General features: G+C 60.3%; 20 protein-coding genes, 1 tRNA gene and 2 pseudogenes. 16 read left to right on the forward strand and 7 right to left on the reverse strand.

All coding sequences use genetic code 11. The features are described from left to right. The first annotated feature begins 2 nt into the window (after positions 1-2). On the forward strand, positions 3-2174 hold the full coding sequence (locus BM254_RS12440; protein WP_092004027.1) for a carboxy terminal-processing peptidase: 2172 nt from the start codon (positions 3-5) through the stop codon (positions 2172-2174). A gap of 17 nt (positions 2175-2191) precedes the next feature. Beyond that, positions 2192-2932 (forward strand): helix-turn-helix domain-containing protein, encoded by a 741-nt coding sequence (locus BM254_RS12445; RefSeq protein WP_092004030.1) that lies wholly within the window; start codon positions 2192-2194, stop codon positions 2930-2932. On the opposite strand, the gene mtnA is transcribed toward BM254_RS12445, so the two are convergent. Then, a complete protein-coding gene (gene mtnA, locus BM254_RS12450; protein ID WP_092004033.1) occupies positions 2921-3982 on the reverse strand; it encodes an S-methyl-5-thioribose-1-phosphate isomerase in 1062 nt (353 codons plus the stop codon). The genes BM254_RS12445 and mtnA overlap by 12 nt on opposite strands. Before the next feature lie 212 nt (positions 3983-4194). On the opposite strand from mtnA, the gene BM254_RS12455 reads away from it, so the two are divergent. The 8 genes from BM254_RS12455 (at position 4195) to rdgC (ending at position 10033) form a co-directional block, all read left to right on the forward strand. Beyond that, the gene (locus BM254_RS12455; protein WP_092004036.1) at positions 4195-5538 is read left to right on the forward strand and encodes a TRZ/ATZ family hydrolase; all 1344 of its coding nucleotides are present in this window, start codon (positions 4195-4197) and stop codon (positions 5536-5538) included. A 33-nt stretch (positions 5539-5571) separates the two neighbouring features. Beyond that, entirely contained in the window at positions 5572-6288 is a 717-nt protein-coding gene (gene ubiG, locus BM254_RS12460) for a bifunctional 2-polyprenyl-6-hydroxyphenol methylase/3-demethylubiquinol 3-O-methyltransferase UbiG (RefSeq protein WP_092004041.1), read from the forward strand. Beyond that, on the forward strand, positions 6278-6943 hold the full coding sequence (locus BM254_RS12465) for an HAD family hydrolase (RefSeq protein ID WP_092004044.1): 666 nt from the start codon (positions 6278-6280) through the stop codon (positions 6941-6943). The genes ubiG and BM254_RS12465 overlap by 11 nt, the downstream gene beginning before the upstream one ends. Positions 6944-7004: 61 nt before the next feature. Next, the gene (locus tag BM254_RS12470; protein ID WP_092004047.1) at positions 7005-7757 is read left to right on the forward strand and encodes a YciK family oxidoreductase; all 753 of its coding nucleotides are present in this window, start codon (positions 7005-7007) and stop codon (positions 7755-7757) included. After that, positions 7757-7990 (forward strand): glutaredoxin family protein, encoded by a 234-nt coding sequence (locus tag BM254_RS12475; RefSeq protein ID WP_092004050.1) that lies wholly within the window; start codon positions 7757-7759, stop codon positions 7988-7990. Before BM254_RS12470 ends, BM254_RS12475 begins: the two co-directional genes overlap by 1 nt. 12 nt (positions 7991-8002) lie before the next feature. Continuing rightward, positions 8003-8773 (forward strand): peroxide stress protein YaaA, encoded by a 771-nt coding sequence (gene yaaA / locus BM254_RS12480; RefSeq protein WP_092004054.1) that lies wholly within the window; start codon positions 8003-8005, stop codon positions 8771-8773. A 28-nt stretch (positions 8774-8801) separates the two neighbouring features. Next, entirely contained in the window at positions 8802-9005 is a 204-nt protein-coding gene (locus BM254_RS12485; protein WP_092004057.1) for a DUF2788 domain-containing protein, read from the forward strand. A gap of 101 nt (positions 9006-9106) precedes the next feature. Continuing rightward, a complete protein-coding gene (gene rdgC, locus BM254_RS12490; RefSeq protein WP_092004060.1) occupies positions 9107-10033 on the forward strand; it encodes a recombination-associated protein RdgC in 927 nt (308 codons plus the stop codon). A gap of 330 nt (positions 10034-10363) precedes the next feature. Here the strand turns inward: rdgC and BM254_RS12495 are convergent, their stop codons facing one another. Beyond that, complete coding sequence (locus BM254_RS12495; RefSeq protein ID WP_092004063.1) at positions 10364-13117, reverse strand: bifunctional acetate--CoA ligase family protein/GNAT family N-acetyltransferase; 2754 nt, start codon at positions 13115-13117, stop codon at positions 10364-10366. A gap of 210 nt (positions 13118-13327) precedes the next feature. Here BM254_RS12495 and BM254_RS12500 point away from each other — a divergent pair, with 210 nt between their 5' ends. The 3 genes from BM254_RS12500 to rnt all read left to right on the forward strand — a co-directional run bounded on the left by BM254_RS12500 (position 13328) and on the right by rnt (position 16074). Continuing rightward, positions 13328-14254 (forward strand): histone deacetylase family protein, encoded by a 927-nt coding sequence (locus BM254_RS12500; protein WP_092004067.1) that lies wholly within the window; start codon positions 13328-13330, stop codon positions 14252-14254. Positions 14255-14342: 88 nt separating this feature from the next. Further along, complete coding sequence (pyrC, locus tag BM254_RS12505; RefSeq protein ID WP_092004070.1) at positions 14343-15374, forward strand: dihydroorotase; 1032 nt, start codon at positions 14343-14345, stop codon at positions 15372-15374. Between the two features lie 43 nt (positions 15375-15417). Next, positions 15418-16074, forward strand: a complete 657-nt coding sequence (rnt, locus tag BM254_RS12510) for a ribonuclease T (RefSeq protein WP_092004073.1) — start codon at positions 15418-15420, stop codon at positions 16072-16074. Positions 16075-16131: 57 nt separating this feature from the next. On the opposite strand, the gene BM254_RS12515 is transcribed toward rnt, so the two are convergent. Continuing rightward, positions 16132-18117, reverse strand: a complete 1986-nt coding sequence (locus BM254_RS12515; protein ID WP_092004076.1) for an SDR family oxidoreductase — start codon at positions 18115-18117, stop codon at positions 16132-16134. Positions 18118-18499: 382 nt separating this feature from the next. On the opposite strand from BM254_RS12515, the gene BM254_RS12520 reads away from it, so the two are divergent. Both BM254_RS12520 and BM254_RS12525 read left to right on the forward strand, forming a co-directional pair. Next, positions 18500-18799, forward strand: coding sequence for a hypothetical protein (locus tag BM254_RS12520; RefSeq protein WP_092004079.1), 300 nt, complete (start codon positions 18500-18502; stop codon positions 18797-18799). 31 nt (positions 18800-18830) lie between these two features. Then, positions 18831-21668 carry an insulinase family protein gene (locus BM254_RS12525; RefSeq protein ID WP_092004082.1) on the forward strand — a complete coding sequence of 946 codons (2838 nt, stop codon included), beginning with the start codon at positions 18831-18833 and terminating at the stop codon, positions 21666-21668. A 5-nt stretch (positions 21669-21673) separates the two neighbouring features. On the opposite strand, the gene BM254_RS12530 is transcribed toward BM254_RS12525, so the two are convergent. Further along, positions 21674-22306: a TIGR04282 family arsenosugar biosynthesis glycosyltransferase gene (locus BM254_RS12530; RefSeq protein WP_092004684.1), complete on the reverse strand. Its 633-nt coding sequence runs from the start codon at positions 22304-22306 to the stop codon at positions 21674-21676. Next, complete coding sequence (locus BM254_RS12535; protein WP_092004085.1) at positions 22293-23000, reverse strand: TIGR04283 family arsenosugar biosynthesis glycosyltransferase; 708 nt, start codon at positions 22998-23000, stop codon at positions 22293-22295. The genes BM254_RS12530 and BM254_RS12535 overlap by 14 nt, the downstream gene beginning before the upstream one ends. Before the next feature lie 87 nt (positions 23001-23087). Here BM254_RS12535 and BM254_RS12540 point away from each other — a divergent pair. Then, positions 23088-23164: transfer RNA gene (locus BM254_RS12540), tRNA-Arg, on the forward strand. 291 nt (positions 23165-23455) lie between these two features. On the opposite strand, the pseudogene BM254_RS12545 reads toward BM254_RS12540, so the two are convergent. Both BM254_RS12545 and BM254_RS18050 read right to left on the reverse strand, forming a co-directional pair. Then, a pseudogene (locus BM254_RS12545) lies at positions 23456-24455 on the reverse strand (IS3 family transposase). A gap of 23 nt (positions 24456-24478) precedes the next feature. Next, positions 24479-25161 (reverse strand): annotated as a pseudogene (locus BM254_RS18050) (recombination directionality factor); the annotation flags it as partial. Positions 25162-25184: the final 23 nt, after the last annotated feature.

The raw sequence follows: 25184 nt of genomic DNA on the forward strand, positions 1-25184 counted from the left end.
TTATGACCATCGCGGAAAACATGATGTCCCGTAGCCGTCCATTCACTGGTCGAGGAAAAGGTCTTTGCCGTGCCCTTGCCGTCGCACTGTTGGTCTCCACGCCACTCGGGCTGCAGGCAAAACCGGACGACAGTAAGGTCTACGAGCCGGTTGCCCCGACCATTGATCAGGCCCGGGCCAATATCCTGATTGCCCGCCAGCTGCAATTCACCCACTTCCGTGACCTGGGCATCAGTGACGAGCTTTCCGGGGACGTTTTCAGTGCTTACCTGGAATATCTCGATGGCCAGAGGATCTACCTGACCCAGCAGGACATCCAGCGGTTTGACCGGGTGAAATCCCAGCTTGGCTCCGCCCTGAAAACCGGCCAGCTGCAGCCGGGCTTTGATATCTACAACCTGGTTCAGCAACGCATTATCGAACGCCTCCAGTTCGCCCTGAAAACGCTCGATCAGGGTCTGGAGAACCTGGATTTCTCCGCCAATGAAACCATCCTGCTGGATCGTTCCGAGGCGGACTGGGAGCCCGACCAGGCCGCTCTGGACAACCTCTGGATCAGACGTATCAAGAATGCGGTGCTGGCACAGCGGCTGAACGGCACCGAGGATGACCAGATCGAGGAGAGCCTGCGCCAGCGCTACGAGGGCCAGCTCAAGCGTGCCTACCAGGCCCGCAGCGAGGATGCTTTCCAGGCCTACATGAATGCCTTTACCGGCATGTGGGACCCGCACACCTCCTATTTCTCTCCCCGTACCTCCGAGAACTTCAACATCAACATGAGTCTCTCCCTCGAAGGTATCGGCGCGGTGCTGCAATCGGATAACGAGTTCACCAAGGTGGTTCGCCTGGTGCCCGGCGGGCCCGCGTCCAAGCAGGGCCAGCTGCAGCCAGCCGATCGCATTGTCGGCGTCGGGCAGGAAGGCAAAAAGCCGGTAAATGTCATTGGCTGGCGCCTCGATGAAGTAGTGGACCTGATTCGGGGCCCCCGTGATTCCACTGTGACCCTCGAGGTAATTCCCGCCAATGCCTCCGACGAGACGGTCACCAAGACCATCGCCATCAAGCGCGACGAGGTAAAACTCGAGGAACAGAGCGCCAGCAAGGACGTGATCGAACTTGAGCGCGGCGGCGAGGACTACAAGGTGGGCGTGATCACCATCCCCACCTTCTACGCTGATTTCCAGGCCATGCAGGCCGGCGATCCGAACTACAAGAGCACCACCCGGGATGTACGCAAGCTCATCGGAGAACTGCAGGAAGACGGTGTCGACGGCCTGGTGGTTGACCTGCGTAACAACGGCGGTGGCGCGTTGCATGAAGCAAACGACCTGGTTGGCCTGTTTATCGATAAAGGCCCCACCGTGCAGATCCGCAACGCCAACAACGATGTCCAGGTTCTGAACGACGAGGATCCCTCGGTTGCCTATGACGGCCCGCTGGTCGTACTGGTCAACCGCATGAGCGCCTCGGCATCGGAGATTTTCGCCGGCGCCATCCAGGACTATGGCCGCGGGCTCGTGGTGGGCTCGCAGACCTTCGGTAAAGGTACCGTACAGGCGGTTCGCCCACTGAATCACGGTCAGCTGAAAATCACCCAGTCCAAGTTCTATCGGGTATCCGGTGGCTCGACCCAGCACAAGGGTGTGATCCCCGATATCGAGATCCCTTCCCGGGTCGACAAGACCCGGATCGGCGAAGACGCCCTGGACCATGCCCTGCCCTGGGATCAGATCGAGGCGGTACCCCACACCCGCTATTTTGATTTCAGCGGCATCATCGGTGAACTGCGTAAACGCCACGAGTCCCGGTTTGACACCAACCCCGAGTTCAAGCTGCTTCAAAGAGAAATCGAATTCCTTGAAAAGCAGCGGCAACTGGAAACCGTCAGCCTGAACTTCGACGAGCGCAAGGCCCAGCACGAACAGATTGAGCGTACCCGCCTGACCATTGCCAACGCTCGCCGGGAGCTGCGCGGTGAAGAACCTTTCGACTCCCTGGAGGCCCTGGAGGACTGGCAGGATGCCCAAGCTGCCGATCTGGACACCACCGATGAGGAACTGGACTTCGTGATCCGTGAAGGCGGCCACATCATGGCGGATATGCTGGAGCTGGACCAGCAGATGGCTTCCATCCTGCAACGCCGGCACTTTGCGGTCCAGGCACCGGCCCAGTAAACCAACGGCCTGTTTTTATGACCTCCAGGAAGGAAGAGTCGAAAATCAGCCAGCAGAATGCGAGGGAAGTTCGCGACATGCTGCTGGACGCACTCCACGCCATGAAATCCATGGAGAAAGTGGAGGCCATCGAGACCTCCGGAGCACCGGAAAAAGCCCCGGAGGGTCTGGTGGACCGGATCTACCAGCTTACCGGCTCTGCCCTTCGCTTCGGTGCCCGGGCCACCGATACCTCGCTGCGGTTAGGCCGGGCCCTGATCAACTCCCAGGACCAGCTTCGGGCGATGCTACTGGCCGGCCAGTCCCTGAAAGATATCCGGGAGGTGGCCGGGCTTACGCTGACGGAGATGAGCGAGGCGCTCAACCTCAAGGACAAATCGGTGCTCGAGGCCATCGAGAACGGCACGTCCACCCTCTCCTTCGAACTGATCCTGCGACTGGCGGCACTGATCGCCCGCAACGATCCTATCCCCTTCATCATGCGCACCACCCGGAACTACAACCCGGAAGTTTGGAAAATACTGAACGATTGGGGTGTGGGCAGACTGCCGCTGCAGTTTGAACGGGAGCGGGAATTCATCAATATCTTCCGGCGCCACGATGACGCCCGGAACCTGTCCGATGAAGGCTTCCAGCGGGTACTGGAATTCACCCGCCAGAGCTTCGAGATGTCCCTGCACTTCGTGGAGGAACAGGAGCAGGAAGTCCGTAGACTGAAAGCCCACTACGAGGGCAAGGACGACACCTCAACCAAATAAGGCACGCATCCCGGTGATATTGGGATTGTGGATGACGCCTTTCTCGGTGACGATGGCATCGATCAGACTGGCCGGCGTCACATCAAACACCGGATTGAAGACCTGCACACCCGGCGGCGCCAGCGGAATACCCCGTATCTCTCGCACTTCGGTGCCATCCCGCTCCTCGATAGGAATGTCGCGGCCGGAGGCCAGGGACATATCCACGGTGCTGGAAGGCGCCACCACCATGAATCCGACCTTGTGGTGGCGGGCCAATACCGCGAGGCTGTAGGTGCCAATCTTGTTGGCGACGTCACCGTTGGCGGTAATCCGGTCTGCGCCCACCACGATCCATTTCACCTTGCCGCTGGCCAGGATGGCAGCAGCTGCACCGTCGGCATTGAGAGTGACCGGAATACCGTCCCGGGACAGCTCCCATGCCGTCAGCCGGCTACCCTGCAACCAGGGGCGGGTTTCATCGGCATAGACACTCCGGAGCAGCTTTTCCTCGTGCAGCCGGCGGATGACGCCCAGGGCAGTGCCATAGCCACCGGTGGCCAGGGCCCCGGTATTGCAATGGGTCAGCACCGATATCGGCTTGTCCGGGTTCATGAATTCCAGGGCATGGTCGGCCATGGCAAAATTGGCTTCGAGGTCTTCCTCGTGGATGCTCTGGGCCTCTGCGGCCAGGCGTTTGATGGCCTCATCCAGGGAATGGCACTCGTGGAACACCCTCTCCATCCGCTGCAATGCCCAGAACAGGTTTACCGCTGTCGGCCGGGATTCCGCCAGCTCGCGGATGGCCTGCCGGATCTCCGCCTTCCAGTCGCCGCCACCGGCGTGACGGGCTGCCAGGGCAACGCCGTAGGCGGCGCTGATACCGATCGCCGGAGCACCCCGGACCACCATGTCCCGGATACACTGGGCAACGCCGGAAGCACCTTCCGAGGTAATCCAGTGCTCCTCCGTTGGCAGCAACCGCTGATCCAGCAACTCCAGGGAGTGCCCGTGCCAGCGCATGGCCACAGTGCCGATGTTGCGTTCAGCCGGACGGGATTCATTCGCCATAAACGTGCTCCTTGTCAGTCCTTCAAAAGCCCGCAGTATAGCGGTGATAGCCGGGGAAGCACTCCGAAATTCTTGCCCCTCTATTCAAGTTGGTACCAACCATCGCATTAAACAAGCCCCCGGGTAGTCCTTGCCGCAGCCACTGGTTATACTTTCGGGCTACATTTCATTCCGGAGCGCACAGGTTGCGCCCAACGCTGTAAGGCAGGTCAATGACGGCAGAAACCATCACCACCGCGGCCGATATCCGAATCAATGCCAGATGGGTGATTCCCATCGAACCCGCCAGCGTCATCCTGGAGAACCACGCCCTCATCCTTCAGGGCTCCCGAATCCTGGCCCTGCTCCCTCAGGACGAGGCGGACCGTGATTACCGGACCAGGGAAACCATTGATCTGCCCGATCACGTGGTCATGCCCGGTCTGATCAACATGCACGGCCACGCGGCCATGTCCCTGTTCCGGGGCATGGCCGACGACCTGCCCCTGATGACCTGGCTGAACGATCACATCTGGCCGGCGGAGCACCAGTTCATTGGCGAGCAATTCATCGCCGATGGCACTCAACTGGCCATGGCCGAGATGCTGCGGACCGGCACCACCACCTTCTCCGACATGTACTTCTTCCCGGAGATCGTGGCTCAGGCCGCCCACGATGTGGGCATGCGGGCACAGGTGTGTTTCCCGCTGATCGACTTCCCCACCGCCTGGGGCTCGGGACCCGAGGAATACCTGAGAAAAGGGGCCGACCTGATCGAGGTTTGGAAGGATGACGAATACATTACGCCCGCCATCGGCCCCCATGCGCCCTACACTGTTTCCGATGGGCCACTGGGCGATGCCCTCGCCCTCTCGGAAGCAACCGGTGCAAGGATTCAGATTCACCTGCACGAGACCGCGTTCGAAGTAACAGATGCTGTCGAAAAGTTCGGCCAGCGACCAACAGCGCGCATCGAAGAGAAAGGCCTGCTGGGCCCCCGCACCCAGTGCGTGCACATGACCCAGATCGATGATTCCGACATCGAACGGCTGACCACCAGCGGCGCCCATGTCATTCATTGTCCCGAATCCAACCTGAAGCTCGCCAGCGGTTTCTGCCCGGTGCAGAAACTCATGGACCACGGCATCAATGTCGCCATCGGTACCGACGGCGCGGCCAGCAACAACGATCTGGACCTGTTCGGCGAACTCCGCAGCGCCGCCATGGTCGCCAAGGCCGTCGCCGGCGATGCCGCCGCCCTGTCCGCGCACCAGGCGCTGGCCATGGCCACCATCAATGGCGCCCGGGCCCTGGGCCGCGAACACGACCTGGGCTCCCTGGTGCCCGGCAAACTGGCTGACATCATTGCCATCGACCTGAGTGACCCGTTCCTGCAGCCAGTCTACGATCCGGCCTCCCATCTGGTGTACAGCAACCACGCCCGGGCAGTAAGCCATAGCTGGATTCATGGCGTACCTCAGTTACAGGAAGGCAAGCTGACCCGGATCGATGTGGCCGACCTCATGCTAAGGGTCAATGACTGGCGTGACCGTATCCGGCAATATCAGGCCCAATAACCGAATTCATACGTTTTCCAGGCAGAGACCAACATGACCAATCAGAACGTAGACCGGAATGAAATTGCCAAATTCGAGGCCCTGGCCAGCCGCTGGTGGGATCCCTCCAGCGAGTTCAAGCCGCTGCACGACATCAACCCCCTGCGGCTGAACTACATCGACGAGCGGGTATCCCTGGCCGGCAAGAAGGTGCTCGACGTAGGTTGCGGCGGCGGCCTGCTGTCCGAAGGCATGGCCCAGCGCGGGGCCCACGTGACCGGCATCGACATGGGCGAAGCGCCGCTGTCCGTGGCCAAGCTCCACGGCCTGGAAAGCGGCATCAAGGTGGACTACCGGCAAACCACGGTCGAAGACCTGGCCCGCGACGCGGGCCAGGCCGGACAGTACGACGTGGTCACCTGCCTGGAGATGCTCGAACACGTGCCGGACCCCGCCTCGGTGATCAGGGCCTGCGCTGCCATGCTCAAGCCAGGCGGGCACCTGTTCGTGTCCACCATCAACCGGAATCCGAAGTCTTTCCTGTTTGCCATCGTCGGCGCCGAGTATGTGCTGAACATGCTGCCCAAGGGCACCCACGAGTGGAAGAAGTTCATCCGCCCGTCGGAAATGTCCGATCACCTGCGCCACGCCGGCCTGGAAGTACAGGAGCTGACCGGCATGACCTACAACCCGATCACCAAGGTCTACAAACTCGGCCGGGACGTGGACGTGAACTACCTCATGCACGCCAGGGATTCCCGTGACGACTGATCCGAAACCTTCCGTGGTGTTGTTCGATCTGGACGGCACCCTGATCGATACCGCGCCGGATTTCATCCGCTGCCTGAACCAGTTGCGGGAACAACACGGCCTCGCGCCACTGCCGCCGGAGCAGATACGACGCTCCGTCTCCAACGGCGCCCGGGCCATGATACGGGTGGGCTTCGGCCTTGAACCGGACCATCCGGATTACACGGAAAAGCACACCGCCTTCCTGGACCTCTACGAAGCCGGCGTCGCCGTCGAGACCACCCTGTTCGAGGGCATGGATGAACTCCTGCGGAGCCTCGAAGAACGGGACATTCCCTGGGGCATTGTCACCAACAAGCCGGTGCGCTTTGCCGCCCCTCTGGTGGAGGCCCTGGGCCTGGCCCAGCGCTGCGCCGCGGTGGTGTGCCCGGACCATGTAGCCCAGCGCAAACCGCATCCGGAAGCCCTGTTCCTGGCCTGTACGCAAATCGGGGCACCGCCGGAGACCGCCATCTACGTGGGCGACCATGAGCGGGATATCGAGGCTGGTCGTAACGCCGGTATGCGAACCATTGCCGTACGTTACGGTTACATCGAGGAGCCGGAAACGGTTGATTTATGGCAAGCCGACCTCATAGCCAATACCGTCAGCGATCTGGCAAAGCTGTTACAATAGCGCCTCAAATGAATCCGTACCCGGCATACAGACCGGCAACAACCTGAAACGGAGACAGGTTATGCAAGATTACCAAGCACCCGCCGATCTTCTGCAGGACCGCATCGTGATGGTGACGGGTGCCGGCAGCGGAATCGGACGTGCCGCCGCCAAGGCCTACGCCGCCCATGGCGCTACCGTGATCCTGTTGGGCCGCACCGTGTCGAAGCTTGAAGAGGTCTACGACGAGATCGAGGCCGCCGGCCATCCCAAACCGGCCATCGTGCCGATGAATTTCGAGGGTGCGGCGGTGAAGGAATACGAAGAGCTGGCGATGACCATCGAGGACAACTTCGGCCGGCTCGATGGCCTGCTGCACAACGCAGCCATCCTCGGTAACCGCAGCCCGGTGGAGCTGTACGACCCGGAAATGTGGAACAAGGTGATGCATGTGAACGCCACGGCGCCGTTCCTGCTCAGCCGTGCCATGATTCCCCTGCTCCGCAAATCCGATGACGCCTCGGTGGTTTTCACCTCCTCAGGCGTGGGCCGCAAAGCCAAGGCTTACTGGGGCGCCTACGCCGTCTCCAAGTTCGCCATTGAGGGCCTGAGCCAGCTGCTGGCCGATGAGCTGGACGACGAGCGGCACAACATCCGCGTCAACAGCCTGAACCCGGGTGCCACCCGGACCAATATGCGTGCCAAAGCCTACCCGGCGGAAAACCCGCAGCAAAATCCGGCGCCGGAAGACCTGATGCCCATTTACCTGTACCTGATGGGCAAAGACAGTCAGGGCGTCAACGGCCAACAACTGGACGCGCAGCCCAAGAAATAATGGAACTGTACTTTTACACCACCTCCGAGTGCCACCTGTGCGAACTGGCGGAAGCCCTGCTGGTGAACACGCCGATGCCGGAACCGATTCCGGTGGACGTGGTGGACATTGCCCAGTCTGAAGAGCTGGTAGAGCGTTACGGCACCCGCATTCCGGTGCTGCGCCGTAACGACACCGGTGCGGAGCTGGACTGGCCGTTTACCAGGGACCAGTTACTGACCTTTCTGCAATGAGGATTTCCTGACATGTTGATGGTTATCTCCCCTGCCAAGACGCTGGACTACGAGAGCCCGCTGGCAACGGAAAGCTATACCCAGCCGGACTTCCTGGACGATGCCTGCGAACTGATTGACCAGCTCAAGGAACTGGAGCCACACCAGGTCAGCAACCTGATGAGCATCAGTGACAAGCTGGGCCAGCTCAACGCCGAGCGGTTCCGCACCTGGCACACCCCGTTCACACCGGAGAATGCCCGCCAGGCGGTGCTGGCGTTCAAGGGTGACGTCTATACCGGCCTGGACGCGGAAAGCTTCAGCGAAGAGGATTTCACCTTCGCCCAGGAACACCTGCGCATGCTCTCCGGCCTGTATGGCATCCTCCGGCCGCTGGACCTGATGCAGCCCTACCGGCTGGAGATGGGTACGAAATTCGAAAACAATCGTGGCAAGGATCTCTATGCCTTCTGGGGCAACAAGATCACCGAGGAGATCAATCGTCTGCTGGCCGAGGATGACGGCGTACTGGTGAACCTGGCCTCCAACGAATACTTCAAGAGTGTGAAGAAGAAAGATCTCGATGGCCGGCTGGTTACGCCCCAGTTCAAGGACTGGAAGAACGGCCAGTACAAGATGATCAGCTTCTACGCCAAGAAGGCCCGGGGCCTGATGTGCCGCTATGCGATCCAGAATCGCATCACCCAGGCCGACGACCTGAAGGGTTTCAACCTCGAAGGCTACTATTTCAGCGAAGACCAGTCCGATAAGAACAACTGGGTTTTCCTGCGCGACGAGCAGTAATTAATTTCAGTTGTTATCGGAGTCATCAATGAACGAAGCAGTCTTTTCCCAGATTGCCATGCTGGTGTTTCTCACCGGCCTGATTGTCTGGATGGGTTTTATCGTGTGGGACCTGGCCAAGAAGTCCAAGGCTGGCCGGTTCGGCACAATTGCCCTGTTTACCGTGCTCGGCGCCGGCGTCGTCGGCTTTATCATCAAGACGGTGCTGGTTGAAATCCTCCAGATCTTGTAGCGCCGGATACGTCACTTTACGGCCACCATACGGTGGCCGTATCATCCTTTCCCCCTTTTCGAACCATCACCGATTCAAATCAAAAGCAAGGACCGAACCTGATGTGGTTTCGTAACGCCCGCGTATTCCGTTTTACCAAGCCGTTCGACATCTCTCCCGAAGAACTGGAAGAGAAGCTGCAGGCCGATGCCTTCAAACCCTGCGGCCCCCAGGAAACCAGCCGGCAGGGTTGGGTGCCGCCGCTGGGCAAGCATGGCGAGCAACTGGTGCATAGTGCCAACGGCTACCACCTGATTTCCCTGCGCAAGGAAGAAAAGATCCTGCCGGGCCCGGTGGTGAAGGAAGCCGTGGAAGAGCGGGCCGAGGCCATCGAGATCGACCAGGGCCGCAAGGTCCGTCGCAAGGAAAAGGACGAAATCAAGGAACAGGTCATGCTGGAAATGCTGCCCCAGGCATTCTCCAGGAACCGCCGCTGCTATGCCTACCTGGCGCCCCAGGACGGTGTACTGGTGGTGGATGCCGGCTCCGCCAAGCAGGCCGAAGACTTGGCCTCGACACTGCGCAAGAGCCTGGGCTCCCTGCCGGTACGCCCGCCTGCGGTGGAGCAGTCCCCCGCGTTCACCTTCACCGGCTGGCTGAACGAAACCATCGACCTGCCCGCCAGCATTGCCCTGGGCAGCGAGTGTGAGCTGAAAGATCCCTCCGAGGACGGCGGCGTTGTGCGCTGCAAGGGCCTGGACCTGAAAGCCGACGAAATCCGCAATCACCTGGAAGCCGGCATGCAGGTCACCAAACTTGCCGTGACCTGGGATGAGAACGTCTCCTTCGTGCTCGACGAAGAGCTGGGCATCCGCCGCCTGAAGTTTGGCGAGACGCTGCAGGAGCAGCTGGATGACGTTGACGCTGATGATGCCGTGGCGAAGCTTGATGCTGCGTTCAGCCTGATGACGCTGGAGCTGTCGCGGATGATTCCGGGGTTGCTGGAAGCCCTCGGGGGCGAGGATCGCTCGGCGATTGTCGAGGAGTGAAGTGTGAAAATGGGGTCAGATGAAGGCTTTCATCTGACCCCGTCTCAGGCGCAGACTTTAGCACAGGGGTCTGAAGAACTCGTTCTTCTGACCCCGCCTTTGGCCCGGAACTCCGGGGCTGGAATCGGGCATGAAGTTGGGGTCAGATGAAAGCCTTCATCTGACCCCGTCTTGGACGAAACCTCCGAGGCAGGCGTAAACCTGAAGTTGGGGTCAGCAGCTCAGGGGTCTGAAGAACTCGTTCTTCTGACCCCGTCCTGGCGGCCCCACTCCGCGGCTAGAATCGGGCATGAAGTTGGGGTCAGATGAAAGCCTTCATCTGACCCCGTCTTAAAGATGCGCCCCGCGCTTCTTCAGCCGCTCCTTCTGCCAATCCTTCTCCGGCTCATTCAGCACCAGCCTCAGATCCATCACCTCTTCCTCGGTGTTGTACTTGATCTCGAAACCCAGATGCTCCGCCAGCTGCAACATCGGCCGGTTATCCGGCAGCACGTTGCCGATCATTTCCACGGTGCCGCGGGCCCGGCAGTAATCGATCATCTTCTGCATCAGGGCCACGCCCAGGCCTTCGCCTTTCATCTTGTCATCCACCATCACCGCAAACTCGCAGCGCAGGTTGTCGGCGTCGGTCCAGGTGCGCACGGTGCCCAGGGTTTCCTCGCCTTCGCCATCCTCCCGGGGCGCATTGGCGATGAACACCATTTCCCGGTCGTAGTCGATCTGCACCATCTGGGCCACGTCTTCCCGGGAGAAGTGCTTGCGGTACTGGAAGAACCGGTAGCGGATGGATTCCGGTGACTGGTGCTCGTGGAACTCCCGGTGAGCCGGCTCGTCTTCCGCCAGCACCGGCCGGATGATCACCCGGCGGCCGGACTTGGGCAGCACAATCCACTCCTCCAGTTCCCGGGGATAGGGCTGGATAATCGGCCTGGTCGGCGTGTCATCGAGATTGATGGCGATGTTGACCGCCACCGCCCCACTCTCGTTGAACAGCAGCGGCGAGATCTCCAGCCCCTTGATCTCGGGAATATCGATCACGATCTGGGACAGAGTCACCAGGGTTTCGGACACCGCCCGGATGTCCTCCTCTGGCTTGAGGCTGTGCTCCTTCAGGAGCTTGTACATGTAGGTGCGGCGCAGCAGCTCGCGAGCCAGCACCATGTTCAGCGGCGGCAGCGCAATCTGCCGGTCAGTCATCACGTTGATCTGGGCGCCCGAGGCCCCGCATACCACCAGCGGCCCGAATTCGGAATCCCGGGTAATACCCACGCTGAATTCCACCCCGCCCACATGCTGGTAGGAGCGCTGGACCGCAAAACCCAGGAATCCACTGTTCGGGAAATGCTCCTGGTATTCCTCCATCAGGAAGCGGCAGGAATCCATGATCGCCGCCTCGCTGTTGAGCTTCTTCACCGTGCCCTTGTAACGGCGCTGGGTCGGGCTCAGGTCCAGGAACGGGTGGCAGGCCTGCTCATGCACAATGGTAATGTCCACCGGCCGGCGCTCCACCGCGAAGGCTTCCAGCACCTCCTCGATGTCGTCGCAGTAAATGGTGTCGATGGTATTGATACCGTAATCCCGGATTACGTCCCGGGCTTCCCGGTTGGAGAGATGCATTCGCCCTGAACGCAGGGCATTGGCCACCAGGCGGCGGGGCCGGGTCCGGTCGGCGAAATGGTCGGTGAAGGACTCCGGGGTCTCGGTCAGCAGGCGCTGCACGCGCTGATGCCGGACATGCTGCATGAACGCCATCACCGCCTTCTCCGGATTGAAGAAAGACGGTAAGCCAGCCCGGTAGAATTCCTCCCGGGATTCCATCACCGTGCTCTGGCCCAGCCAGCAAGTGAACACGTTCAGGCGTGTGCCCTTCGAGGCCTGCACCACGGCATCGGCAATTTGCAGGCTGTCCTCGGTCAGACTGGGCGCGTACATGACCAGCACGTTGGCCACCTCCGGATCCTTGGCCAGGATCTTGATGGCCTGGGCGTAGAGCTCCGGAGAGGCGTCGTAGTTCAGGTCGATGGGGTTCTTGCGGGTCCAGTACGGGGGCAACAGTTCGGCAAGGGATTCAATACTCTGCTCCGACAGCTCCGCCAGCTCGCCGCCCAGATCTGCCAGCCGGTCCACCGCCAGCACCCCTGGCCCGACCCCGTTGGCCATGATCGCCAGGGACTCCCGGCGCAACGGGCGCATGCGGGTCAGGGTTTCCAGGGCGTCGAACATCTGCCCCAGGCCATCCACCCGCAACACACCGGCCCGCTGCAGCATGGCGTCGTAGATCGGGTCACTGCGTTTCAGGCCGGCAGGCAATTCGTGGTGGAACCATTCGGACTCGGGTACCCGGCCGGACTTCACCGCAATCACCGGCTTGGTACGCGACGCGACCCGCACCGCCGACATGAAACGCCGGGGATTGGGCGCGTTCTCGATGTGCAGCAGGATGGCGCGGGTCTGGGTGTCCTGGGCCAGGTAATCGATCAGGTCGTCGTGATCGATGTCCATGCCATCACCCAGGGTCAGGAAGTAGGAGAACCCCACGCCCCGGGCAAACGCCCAGTCCAGCACCGAACTGGCAATGGTGCCACTCTGCCCCACAAAGGCCACCCGCCCGGGAATGGCGCCCATGTGGGCGTAGGTGGCGTTCAGGCTCCGGGCCGGTACCATCAGGCCGATGGTGTTCGGCCCCAGCACGCGGATACCGGTCTCCTTGGCAGCCTCGCGCACGGAGTACATCAGCGGCTGCCCGGTCTTGCTGTGGGTCCGGGACATACCACCGGTCATCACGATGGCGGTTCGAACCCCGGCCTCGCCCAGGCGTTTGATGGTTTTCGCGACGGTATCGGGCGGGGTACAGATAATGGCCAGGTCCGGCGAGAAGTCCATCTTCGCCACCTTGGGCACGCAAGGCACGCCGTGGACGTTGTCGTAGCCACTCTGGTTGATCACCAGCAGTTTTTCCGTGGGATAGCCGCCACCGAGAAGGTTCCGCAGGACCATACCACCCAGGTTGTCCGCGCGCTCGGAGGCGCCAATCACGACAATGGAGCTGGGGTTGAAAAGGCTTTCCAGGTAACGGGTGCTCAAGGCGGTCTCCTCAGACCAGCCCCCGCCGGGCCGGTTCAGGTGATAACGTCAATAAAACAGGTTACTTATCTGTGTACGCCTTATCTTAGGCCTTCCGGTATTGATGTAAAACGGCTATCAGCCCTATAAGACCAAAGAAATACGACGGACTGCGGTTTTCCCTGATAACATTGATGAAAATACAAGCATATTCGGGACACTGAGAGACGTATGACCACGGCATTCTTTTCCCACGACGACTGCATGAAACACAACATGGGGCCGGACCATCCGGAATGCCCTGAGCGAATCTCCACGATCCTGGCCTATCTTGCAGACACCCATCTGGAGCAGGATCTGGACTGGGTCCGTCCCGAAGAGATTACCCGCGATCAACTGCTGGCCGTGCACCCGGAAAAGTACCTGCAGCAGCTGGAACTGATGGAGCCGACCCGGGGCCGCGTCTTTACCGACCCGGACACCGCGATGATGCCCGACACCCTGCGGGCCGCCCGCCTGGCCGCCGGTGCCAATGTCCAGGCGGTGGACATGGTGATGAGCAGCCAGGTCACCAACGCCTTTGTCTGCGCCCGCCCACCCGGCCACCATGCCGAGCGCGCCAAATCCATGGGGTTCTGCTTCTACAACAACATCGCACTGGCCGCGATGCGGGCACTGAACTTCCACCACCTGGACCGGGTGGCGATCGTGGATTTCGATGTGCACCAGGGCAACGGCACCGCGGACATCGTCGGTGGTGACGAGCGCATACTCATGTGCTCCAGTTTCCAGCACCCGTTCTATCCCCACTCCCATGTGCACCGCCAGGCGCCGAACATCGTCAACGCACCGATCGAGGCAGGCTGTTCATCAGCGGAGTACCGGAAAACGGTAGAGGCCGCGTGGCTGAAGAAACTGCAGGACTTCAAGCCCCAGGTCATCCTGATCTCCGCCGGTTTCGACGCCCACAAGCTGGACCCGATGGCTGAGCTGAACCTGGAGACCGAAGACTTCCGCTGGCTCACCGAAATGATCACCAGCGTCGCCAACGACTATTCCAACGACCGCATCATCTCTACCCTGGAGGGCGGTTACCACCTCAAGGCCCTGGCCGAGAGCGTGGCCGCACACCTGGAAGTACTGGACTCCATCTACTGATCGAACGGTTCTCCGGGAGGGTGAGCAACAACCCTGTTCACCTTCTGATATAATTCGGCAAATTTTTCAGGCCTCCCGGAAAACACCCATGACAGAACAGCTGACCATCACCCGCCCGGACGACTGGCATCTGCACGTCCGCGACGGGGATATCCTCAAGGACGTGGTCCCGGCCACCGCCGCCTGTTTCGGCCGTGCCATCATCATGCCCAACCTGGTGCCGCCCGTGGTCACCGCAGCCGACGCAGCCGCCTACCGCGAACGCATTCTGGCAGCCGCCAGCGGTACCGGTTTCGAACCTCTGATGACCCTGTACCTGACCGAAACCACCACGCCCGAGATGATCCGGGAAGCCAAGGCCGCCGGCGTCATCGCCGCCAAACTCTATCCGGCCGGAGCAACCACCAATTCCGCTTCCGGGGTGAAGGACATCCGCAATATCTACCCCGTGCTCGAAGCCATGGCGGATTGCGGCATGCTCTTACTGGTGCATGGCGAGGTCACTGATGCGGACATCGATATCTTCGACCGGGAAAAAGTGTTCCTGAAGCGGGTGCTGGCACCGACACTCGAGGCGTTCCCGGGCCTGAAGGTGGTACTCGAACACATCACTACCGCCGATTCCGCAAATTTTGTCCGTGACTACAAGGGCGGCAACCTCGGCGCGACACTGACGCCCCAACACCTGATGTACAACCGCAACCACATGTTGGTTGGCGGCATCCGCCCCCACCTGTACTGCCTGCCGATCCTGAAGCGAAACCTGCACCAGCAGGCACTGCGGGACGCGGTGGCCAGCGGCGACAAGCGCTTCTTCCTCGGCACCGATTCCGCCCCCCACGCCAAAGACAAGAAAGAGACCGCCTGCGGCTGTGCCGGCTGCTACTCCGCCTTCGGTGCCATTGGCCTGTACGCGGAAATCTTCGAGGAGCTGGGCATCCTGGACAAGTTCGAGGCCTTCGCCAGCCATAACGGCGCCGACTTCTACGGTCTGCCCCGCAACCAGGACACCATCACCCTGGTGCGCAAGCCCTGGACCATGCCCGAGCAACTGCCCCTGGCAGATGGCTCCATTGTGCCCCTGAAAGCCGGTGAAACCGTTAACTGGCAAATGGCGTAATCTGTTACGCCGAGTACACACACTGTCGACAACCGGAGTTCGAGTGACAGACGAAAACAAAGAACCGCATCCCATGTCCAAACGCTTCCGGGGCTTCCTGCCCGTGGTGGTCGATGTGGAGACCGCCGGCTTCAACCCCGAGCGGGATGCCTTGCTGGAAGTGGCAGCAGTGCTGCTGACCATGGACGACGACGGCTGGCTGCGCCGGAGCGAGACCCACGTGCAGCAGATCGACCCGTTCGAAGGCGCCAACCTGGAACAGTCTGCCCTGGACTTTACCGGCATCGATCCCTGGAATCCGGAGCGGGAAGCAGTGCCCGAGCTCGAGGGCCTGAGCGAGATCTTCAGCCCGATCCGCAAGGCGGTGAAGGCCCACGACTGCAAGCGGGCCGTGCTGGTGGGCCACAACGCCACCTTCGACCATAACTTCGTGTTCGCCGCCGCCATGCGCGCCGACATCAAACGCAACCCGTTCCACCCGTTCTCCACGTTCGATACCGCGACCCTGGCGGGCCTGGCCTATGGCCACACCGTGCTGGCCCAGGCCTGCAAGCTGGCTGGTATCCCGTTCAGCAACAAGGAAGCCCATTCGGCGGCCTACGATGCCGAGAAAACCGCCGACTTGTTCTGTGGTATCGTCAATCGCTGGAAGGAACTGGGCGGATTTCCCCCACCTCCGGTGGAGATCCCCGAGCAATAATCAACGCCCATTAAAAAACCCGCCGAAGCGGGTTTTTTAATGCCTGCGTGACCACTGTTACCAGTAGATACCCCGCATAATCGCCGCAAAGGCCACTTGCTCAGTGGACACTTTCGGCTTCTCGCCGGACTTGCTTCCGGCGGCTGCCGGTGAGTCCGGGAACATCCGGTAACCGGTGTTCATGATGATCTCGCCCATCTTCGGCGCCAGGGCATGCAGCACCTGGGCGAAGATACCCAGGCGGGTGGCAATGCGCTTGGGCCGGTAGACGATCGCCTCGGCCACCATGTCCGCCGCCTCGTCCGGGGTCAGGGTTGGCACCTGATCGTAGATCTTGGTTGGCGCAATCATCGGCGTTTTCACCAGCGGCATGTTGATGGTGGTGAAGGTCACGTTCCGATCAGACCACTCCGCCGCCGCACAGCGACTGAACGCATCCAGGGCCGACTTGGACGCCACATAGGCCGAGAACCGCGGTGCGTTGGTGAGCACCCCGATGGAAGAAATGTTCACCACATGGCCGCGACGGCGCTCCAGCATGCTCGGCGCAAAGCCCATGATCAGGCGCACGGAGCCGAAGTAGTTGAGCTGCATGGTGCGCTCGAAATCGTGGAAACGGTCGAAGGACAGATCCAGGGACCGGCGGATGGAGCGGCCGGCGTTGTTCACCAGTACGTCCACGTGGCCGTGGTTGTCCAGCACGGTCTTGATGAACTCGTCACAGGCGTCCATGTCCGAGAAGTCGCATTGGTAGGGGTGCACGCTGGCACCGCGGGACTCCAGCTCGGCCGCCACTTCCTTCAGCCGCTCCGGCTTGCGGGCACCGATGACCAGGATGGCACCGGCATCCGCCAGCTTCTGGGCGGTCGCCAGACCGATCCCGGACGTTGCACCGGTGACCACGCATACCCGGCCCTCGACCGTGCCCTTGAGGGTGCGATCCTTGAACAGGTCCGGATCCAGGTTCCGCTCCCAGTAATCCCAGATCACCGGCGCGTAGTCCGGCAGGCGCGGTACCTCGATGCCGGTGCCCTTGAGCACCCGCTCGGTCTCACGGGCGTCAAAGCGGGTGGGATAGTTGATGAACGACATCACCGACGGCGGGATGCCCATGTCATCCAGCACCGCGCTGGTGATGCGCTTCACCGGCGGCAGGTTCTTGACACTCTGGCGGATAAACGGCGGGATGAAACCGAACATCCGGGAATCGATACGCATGCCCATCTTGGGAGCGTGGCCGGCCTCGCTGAAAATATTGAGGATCTCACCAACCTTGTAGGGATCGGAATCCACCAGGTGGAAGCAGTTACCGTCCTCGCCCTCGAGGTGGGCGATGTGATCCAGCGCATCGGCCACGAAATCCACCGGCACGATGTTCAGGCGACCACCCTCGATGCCGATGGTCGGCACCCACTGGGGCAGCGCCTGGCGGATCTTCTGGATCATCTTGAAGAAGTAATAGGGGCCATCCACCTTGTCCATTTCACCGGTCTTGGAGTGGCCGATGACCATGCCCGGGCGGTAGATGCGGAACGGAACCTTGCACTCTTCCCGCACCACCTTTTCGGACTCGTGCTTGGTGAGCAGATAGGGATGATCGAGTTTTTCCGCCTCCTCGAACATGTCCTCGCGGAAGGTGCCCTTGAACAGACCCGCCGCTGCAATGGAGGAAACATGGTGGAAGTGCTTAGCACCCATGGCCTCGGCGGCCTGGACCGCGGCACGGGTACCTTCGATATTGGTCGCCTGCTGGCTCTCCTCATCCGCGCCCATGTCGTAGACGGCGGCAAGGTGGAAAAAATGATCGATCTTGCCCTTGAGGGCAGCCATGGCATCGGCGTCGATACCCAGATTCGGGCTGGTCAGGTCACCGATCACCGCCTTGACCTGAGTTTCATCCGCACCCCAGCGCTCCCGGAGTTTCTGGAGCTTGTCCTGGCTTTGTTCGCGCACCAGTACGTGAACAGTGCCGCCCCGCGCCAGAAGCTTCTCAACGAGAAAACGACCAATAAATCCGGTACCACCAGTAAGGAAGTAGTTCATTAAATTCCACCCTGCCTGTTGCTCTGTTTTTGTCTATCCATGCCGGGCGCCATTCGACTAAAGTCGTAGCCACCCGAAAACGCCGGCATTGTACTTAATTGCAACGTTCATGTATCGAACTTTTTTAGAGCATTTACTCTTTAAGCTATTGTTTTGTATAGAGCCATTACTCTAATTCCTGGATAGGCCCTGCGCTGGGCCTGGCGATTTTTCCGACACATTGTTTCTGAGACTAGCACAGGGCGCCCGAATTGCCGGCCTTGAAAATCCCGTCACAGAAAGCCATGAAACACTTGGCCGGCAATGCCATAATCAGGAACTTATTGCGCTTTCCGGCGTCATCTCATGTCACAGTCAACAAGGTTCCCTGAAAACCACATCTATGCAAAAAGACAACCCGAACACTGAACGCTACATCGCCATCGCCCGGGCATGCCTGAAGGCCATCAACGATACTGCCGCCAACTCCGGCTCCCGGGAAGAAAAAATCCAGGCGGTGTACGAGGCCATCGATCAGGCCTTCCAGGCTGAATTTTCCGAGTACCGCCAGTCCGTCGCCATCATGGCCACCGTGCTTGAGCGGATTGCATCGGGCCAGCTGGACAGTGAGAAAGCGGCCGATCTGGCACGTAAAACCCTGGACCAGCAGCCAGAGGCGACCCGCAACGCCCTGATGCACTGAATCAACCGAATCCACAGACCGCAGAGGCCCTATGACCCACGGAAAGCCGATCCGCCAATACCTTCGAGTGTTGTCCTCCCTGGCGCTACTCCTGTTCAGCAGCCTGGTACTGGCCGCGGGAGACATCCGCAAGAGTCCGAACGATGATAATCAGTACCGGTACCTGGAGCTGGACAACGGCCTCAGGGCGATCCTGGTCTCCGACTCCGAAGCGGACAAGGCGGCGGCATCGATGAACGTCGCCGTGGGTAGCGGAGATGATCCCAAAGGGCGCGAAGGCCTCTCCCACTTCCTGGAGCACATGCTGTTCCTGGGCACCGAGAAATACCCGGAGCCCGGCGAATACCAGCAGTTCATCAAGAGCCATGGCGGCCGCCACAACGCCTTCACGGCCTTCCAGGACACCAACTATTTCTTCGACGTGCAGGCGCAACATCTGGAGCCCGCCCTCGACCGCTTCGCCCAGCAGTTCTCTGCTCCGCTTTTCACTCCGGAACTGGTGGATCGGGAGCGCAACGCCGTGCACTCGGAATTCAGTGCCAAACAGAAAGAGGACGGCCGGCGTTTCTATTCCGTGAAGAAAGCGGTGAGCAATCCGAACCACGCCTTCAGCCAGTTTGCCGTGGGCAACCTGAGTACACTGGAGAATACCGAAGATAATCCCCTGCGCCCGGATCTGATCGAGTTCTGGGAGAACCATTACTCCGCAAACCTGATGACACTTTCGGTCTATGGTCCCCAGTCACTGGACGAGCTTGAAACCATGGTGCGGGAGCGATTCAGCGCCATCGAAAACCGCAACCTCGAACAGAAAAAGCACCCGGAACCAATGTTCCGGGCCGAGGACCTGCCAGCCAGGGTCACCGCGGACGCCATCAAGGATGTCCGCAGCCTGACCCTGAGCTTCCCGATCCCCTCCCAGCAGAAAAACTATCGAACCAAGCCGGCGAGCTACATCGCCAACCTGCTGGGCCATGAAGGCCCGGGCAGCCTGTTCGATGTACTCAAGCGTGCCGGACTGGCCGACAGCCTTTCCGCCGGGCTGGGCATGGACACCGGCGACAACGCAACACTGGAAATCAGCATGGCTCTGACTCCGGAGGGCCTGGAGCGCCAGGACGAGATCCTGCCGCTGGTGTTCGATTACATCGAAAGGATCCGCGAGTCCGGCATCGGCGAGAACCGGTTCCAGGAAATGCAGCAGCTGGCCACCATCGATTTCCGCTTCCGGGAACAGGGTCAGCCCCTGCACGAAGCCATGCGCCTGGCCGGCCAGCTCCAGCACTATCCGGCGGAAGATATCCTGAGCGCCCCCTGGCTGATGGAACGGTATGCGCCTGAGCAGTACCGCGACATTCTGGACCGGCTGACTCCCGAGAATCTGATGGTCTTCGTGCTGGAACCAGAGCCTGAACTGGAAGAGCCCAACACCACCCAGTGGTACGACGCCGCCTGGCAGATGACCGAGCTGTCGCCTTCGGAGATCACTACCGGCGCGCCGGAACAGCTGGCAGCCCAGCTGGCACTGCCTCAGCCCAATCCCTTTGTTCCGGAGAACCTTGGACTGGTTCCTGGCGATACCATGGCCTACCCGGTTCAGTTGGGCAGCCAGGACGGAATAGAAAGCTGGTTTGCCCGGGATACCCGGTTCGGCACGCCCAAGGCCAACGTTTTCGTCAGCCTGCGCACGCCTGCCGCCCGGGCCAGTGCGCGTAGTGCCGTGCTAACCCAGGTACTGGTGGATGCGGTCAACAGCAACCTGAACGCTTCCTCCTATGCCGCCAGCCTTGCGGGCCTGGATTACAGCGTCTACTCCCACCTGCGTGGCATCACCATCCGCGTGGGCGGCTACAACGACAAACTCCATAACCTGCTGAACCGGATTCTGCTCCAGGTGGGTGATCCGCTGCTGACCGAACAGCGATTCCGGATTGCCCGTCAGAACCTGATCGACAACCTGCTGAACCAGGCCAAGGACCGCCCGGTGGAACAGACCTCCGAGTTTGTCCAGACCGCCCTGATCGAAGGCGCCTGGAGCACCGATGAGAAACTGGCCGCTGCCCGGGAGATTACCCTGGACGAGCTGCGCTCCTATGCCCGCAACCTGCTGACCGAGGTTGATCCGGTCATGCTCGCCCACGGTAATGTCACCGAAGCCTACGCCCTGAACCTGGCAAGGCAGGTGGAAGCCATCGTGCTGGACGACAGCCGGCTTGCCGAAGTTCCCCGTAGCCAGGTGCGCCAGCTGCCCGAAGAAGAAACCGAAGTGTCTCTGGCAGTGGACCACCCGGACACCGGTTACACCCTCTACATGCAGGGGGATAACACCACCTTCGAGGAGCGGGCCCGCTATCGACTGCTGGGCCAGATCATCAGCAGCCCGTTCTACGAGGAAATCCGCACCAACCGCCAGCTGGGGTACATCGTGTACGCTACCCCGTTCGAAATGCTGGAAACCCCGGCCCTGGGCTTCGTGGTGCAGTCGCCCTCAGCCTCGCAAAGCGAGATTGATCGGGCGGTACAGGAGTTCTCGGAAGGCTTTGAGAGTGTACTGACCGGCCTGACCGAAGAACGGCTGAGTCAGGAGAAACAGGCCGTGATCAGCAAGTTGCTGGAACAGGATCGGCAGTTGGGGGACATCTCCGGCCGCTACTGGCGGGAAATCGACCGTGGCATGGAAACCTTCAACTCGAGGGAGCAGCTTGCCGAGGCGGTGAAGAACGTCACCAGGCAGGACCTGCTGGATACCTTCCGCAAGTCCGTGCTGGAAAGAGACCAAGCACTGCGGGTGGTCACCGGTGGCAATGGCCTGGAGGCCGATCGGGCTCTGGGCACACTTACCGAATTGCCGCCGGTGCCGGCGAGCTGACCGACTCAGCGACTACCCAGAAAACGGGCCCAGTCCTCGGGCTCGTCGACATCCCAGCGGGGCTCCAGCAGGAAATAGCTGAGCCCTGCTTTTTCGAGCCGCTCGCAAGTCTGATGCAACACTTGTGGGGTGCCCCACTCGATATCATCCAGCATGCCTTCGACAACCCGGGAGGCACCAATCAGCACGTATCCGCCATCGTCAGAGGGACCGAGTACCACGTCATGATCCGACAGGCACGCCACTGCATGCCGAGCATAATCAGGATCCACCGACGGACAATCACTGCCAACAATCAGGGCCCGGTCATACTCTTGTAAGGATTGGCCCAGCGCCGCTTCCATTCGTTCACCGAGACTGCTGCCCTGCTGCACCATCTGAATCAGGCCAGCACCTTCCACCTCTTCGAGAATGGGCAAGGCCTCGCCGGTTGGTTCGTCCACCTCCCGATCCCACCAGAACTCCACCGGGTAACCGGTGGCGCACAGGTTATCGAGCACCTTCAGGGTCAGACGGATGTGGGCCTCGAGGGCGCCGACCGGGCCCAACTCCGGCATCAGCCGGGTCTTGACCTTGCCCGCTTCGGGCCACTTGGCAAACTGGAGAAAGACAGCGGAGGGAGGATTACTCTGAGGCATTTCGGACATCCGATCGATAGGCCTGCGCCAGGGATTCCGGCGACTCGCCACGCCAGTAACGCCAACGCAATCGCCACATCAGCAGAATAGTACGCCAGGGGCCGTTCTGTTCCCAGCGCCGGCTGTCGGTAAGCACCGGATCGGCGATGCACCAGGGGCGGGACACCAGGCGCAACCGCCGGGAAAACTCCACATCTTCCATCAGAGGGATCTCGCGGAACCCGCCCAGGGCCTCGAACACAGTCCGACGCACAAACATGGCCTGATCGCCGGTACAGATTCCGGTCAGACGGGACCGGCGGTTCATGAACCAGGCGATAACCTGGAAGATCGGGCGGCGGCCGCTCAGAGCCACATCGAAGCGGCCCCAGCCACACCGGCTCCGGGAGAACTGCTCAAGTTCGGCGAGGGCTGATTCGGGCAAACGGGTGTCAGCATGGAGGAACAGCAACACGTCGCCCCGCGCCACAGCCGCGCCAGCATTCATCTGCACCGCCCTGCCCTTGCCGGATACCACCACCCGGTCACACCGCGGGCGGGCAAGTTCAGCTGTCCCGTCCGGGCTCCCGGCGTCCACCACGATCACCTCATGGCCAGCCCCGCGCAGCGGCTGAAGCGGCTGCAGGGTTTCGACGATGGCTCCGGCCTCTTGCCACACCGGAACGATCACACTTAACGAGAACGGCTCGGACAAAATAAAACTCCCGGAAGACCACTCAGCACGCCAACACCTTGAGCCACAAGCTTTCGCCCGCTATCATACCGGCCTTCTCGCAGATTTGCCCCCGTAGCTCATCTGGATAGAGCGTCCCCCTCCTAAGGGGAAGGTAGCAGGTTCGAGTCCTGCCGGGGGTACCATCCGGCTGTCCACTGAAGTCCACCACTATACATAACGCCCTGTTTTTAAAAGCCTTAAAGCCCACCATTAGTTCATAGCGGTCTACCGAAGTCCACCGATATCCACGTTTTCTGGGGGTACAACTGTGGGTACAAAATGGAATCTCGCTCGCTTTAGTGCTCTTTATACCCCCAACAAAAGTACAGAACTGCAACTATGGCGACCGACAAACTCACAGACCGTCTGGTTAAATCCGCCAACTATGAAAAGTTCGGAAAACCCAAAAAGCTGTTTGGCAAGCCCCCGATATCCTAGACACCCGACAGCTTTGTGAAATACTGTTTTTCGAAGTCCACCGGTGACAGCCCACCGTTATTGCCGTGACGGCTCATGCTGGGTTTCAGTCGGTGCTCCTTCAGGAAGTCTCTCCATTCACGGCTGGTGTACTTGGAGCCTTGTCTGAGTGAATCAGAACCTCCTGTTTTGGTCTGCGCCTCCAGGAAGCCATCAGTAAGGCGTCCATAACCAGGTCCGTCGACATGCGCGACTTCATGGACCAGCCCACAATTTGCCGAGAGAACAGGTCCAGAACGGTGGCGAGATACAAGAAGCCCTCGTGAGTTCGAATGTAGGTAATATCAGTCACCCATCGCTCGTTCGGCTTCTGAGCCTCAAAATCGCGATCCAGATGATTGGGTGCGACATGAGCAGGTTCCCCGCCATATTAACCTTTGTGGCGCTTGTAGCCGCGCTGAGCACGGATACCTTCGGCCTTCATTAATCGGTACACCCGATTCTTGCTGCACCTCTCGCCGAGATCTTTGAGATCCAGGGTGATGTTCCGATAGCCGTACACGCCACCACTTTCGAGCCAGGCCTGTTTGATCAGCCCCACCAAGCGACGGTTGGCCTTGGTGCGAGAGCTTTCCGGCTTATGTAGCCAGGCATAGAAGCCACTGAAATGGACGCCCAGAACCCGACACATGACACGGACTCGAAATTCACTCTGGTGAGTCCTGATGAAGCGATACTTTACTTGGACTCCTTGGCAAAGAACGCTGCGGCCTTTTTTAGTATGTCGCGTTCCTCGCTGACCCGGCGCAGTTCCGCTCTGAGCTTGCGCAGCTCTTCCTGCTGCTCGCTAATTTGTTGGTGTTGGCTGCCAGTATCACCGTATAGCTTGATCCATTTGTGCAGGCTGGCCGAGGTAATCCCCAGTCTCCGGCACACATCAGTCACTTTGTAGCCCCGCTCAGTAACTTGTTTGACCGCTTCGATTGTGAATTTTTCGGAGTAGCGCTTTCCGCTCATTACCAACACCTGTAGATTTGCGTTTAGTGTTGCGCTATCAAGCGTCTACTGTATCGGGGGCTTGCCAGAGTGGCCCATGTAGGGCCACTCGATAAATTTGATCTGGAAGCCGACTGGGCAGGTTTCAGGTCACTTTTTAGCTTTGATACGACAGAGGAGCTGTCCGCCGGGCTCTTGGCTGCATCTTTCGTCGGTGGATAAAACTCCTCAATCACCTGACTCACCTCATCCTCATCATACTCAAACAGGGCGTCGCCGAACCCCTTTGCGGCGGCAGCATCCAATGCAGCCTGATCAACGCCCTCCTCCTTCACCAGCCTGAAGGCTTCTCTTGCCTCGGCCACCGCCTCGTGAAGTGGTACCCCCTCCTAATGACCAGATCCACGTAGTAGATCGGCGTCCGATGGCTCTGCGTCGTACTTTTGCCTCTCAGCTTCAGTTCCAAGGGCATGTACGTCAATAGACCACCAGAGACTGCCTGGTAGTAGCTCAGTCTGGCCGCGAGAGTCCGGATACTGTTGTAGCCGGTCGTCCGAAAGATAAACGTGCCGAGATCATCGTCTTTACCTACCTTCACGTTCAGACGACCATACGGCTTGCACAGACCACCTTTACCGAACTCACACAACGTCGGCCCAGGACATGGCAAAGACTGCACTCCTGACTGCGTCAGTCTTTTACAGGTTTCGCCGTTACCGACGCACATCTGAATTGTGTTTGCACTCATGC

The organism is Marinobacter pelagius, from assembly GCF_900114925.1.
GTDB classification, from domain to species: Bacteria; Pseudomonadota; Gammaproteobacteria; order Pseudomonadales; family Oleiphilaceae; genus Marinobacter; species Marinobacter pelagius.

Bases quoted from the DNA above. Each gene is read 5' to 3' on its own strand.
- ubiG (WP_092004041.1), top strand. From the start codon at position 5,572: ATGACCAATCAGAACGTAGACCGGAATGAAATTGCCAAATTCGAGGCC.
- BM254_RS12520 (WP_092004079.1), top strand. From the start codon at position 18,500: ATGCAAAAAGACAACCCGAACACTGAACGCTACATCGCCATCGCCCGG.
- mtnA (WP_092004033.1), bottom strand. From the start codon at position 3,982: ATGGCGAATGAATCCCGTCCGGCTGAACGCAACATCGGCACTGTGGCC.
- BM254_RS12470 (WP_092004047.1), top strand. From the start codon at position 7,005: ATGCAAGATTACCAAGCACCCGCCGATCTTCTGCAGGACCGCATCGTG.
- BM254_RS12515 (WP_092004076.1), bottom strand. From the start codon at position 18,117: ATGAACTACTTCCTTACTGGTGGTACCGGATTTATTGGTCGTTTTCTC.
- BM254_RS12475 (WP_092004050.1), top strand. From the start codon at position 7,757: ATGGAACTGTACTTTTACACCACCTCCGAGTGCCACCTGTGCGAACTG.
- BM254_RS12525 (WP_092004082.1), top strand. From the start codon at position 18,831: ATGACCCACGGAAAGCCGATCCGCCAATACCTTCGAGTGTTGTCCTCC.
- BM254_RS12445 (WP_092004030.1), top strand. From the start codon at position 2,192: ATGACCTCCAGGAAGGAAGAGTCGAAAATCAGCCAGCAGAATGCGAGG.
- BM254_RS12530 (WP_092004684.1), bottom strand. From the start codon at position 22,306: ATGCCTCAGAGTAATCCTCCCTCCGCTGTCTTTCTCCAGTTTGCCAAG.
- BM254_RS12500 (WP_092004067.1), top strand. From the start codon at position 13,328: ATGACCACGGCATTCTTTTCCCACGACGACTGCATGAAACACAACATG.
- yaaA (WP_092004054.1), top strand. From the start codon at position 8,003: ATGTTGATGGTTATCTCCCCTGCCAAGACGCTGGACTACGAGAGCCCG.
- pyrC (WP_092004070.1), top strand. From the start codon at position 14,343: ATGACAGAACAGCTGACCATCACCCGCCCGGACGACTGGCATCTGCAC.
- BM254_RS12485 (WP_092004057.1), top strand. From the start codon at position 8,802: ATGAACGAAGCAGTCTTTTCCCAGATTGCCATGCTGGTGTTTCTCACC.
- BM254_RS12440 (WP_092004027.1), top strand. From the start codon at position 3: ATGACCATCGCGGAAAACATGATGTCCCGTAGCCGTCCATTCACTGGT.
- BM254_RS12455 (WP_092004036.1), top strand. From the start codon at position 4,195: ATGACGGCAGAAACCATCACCACCGCGGCCGATATCCGAATCAATGCC.
- rdgC (WP_092004060.1), top strand. From the start codon at position 9,107: ATGTGGTTTCGTAACGCCCGCGTATTCCGTTTTACCAAGCCGTTCGAC.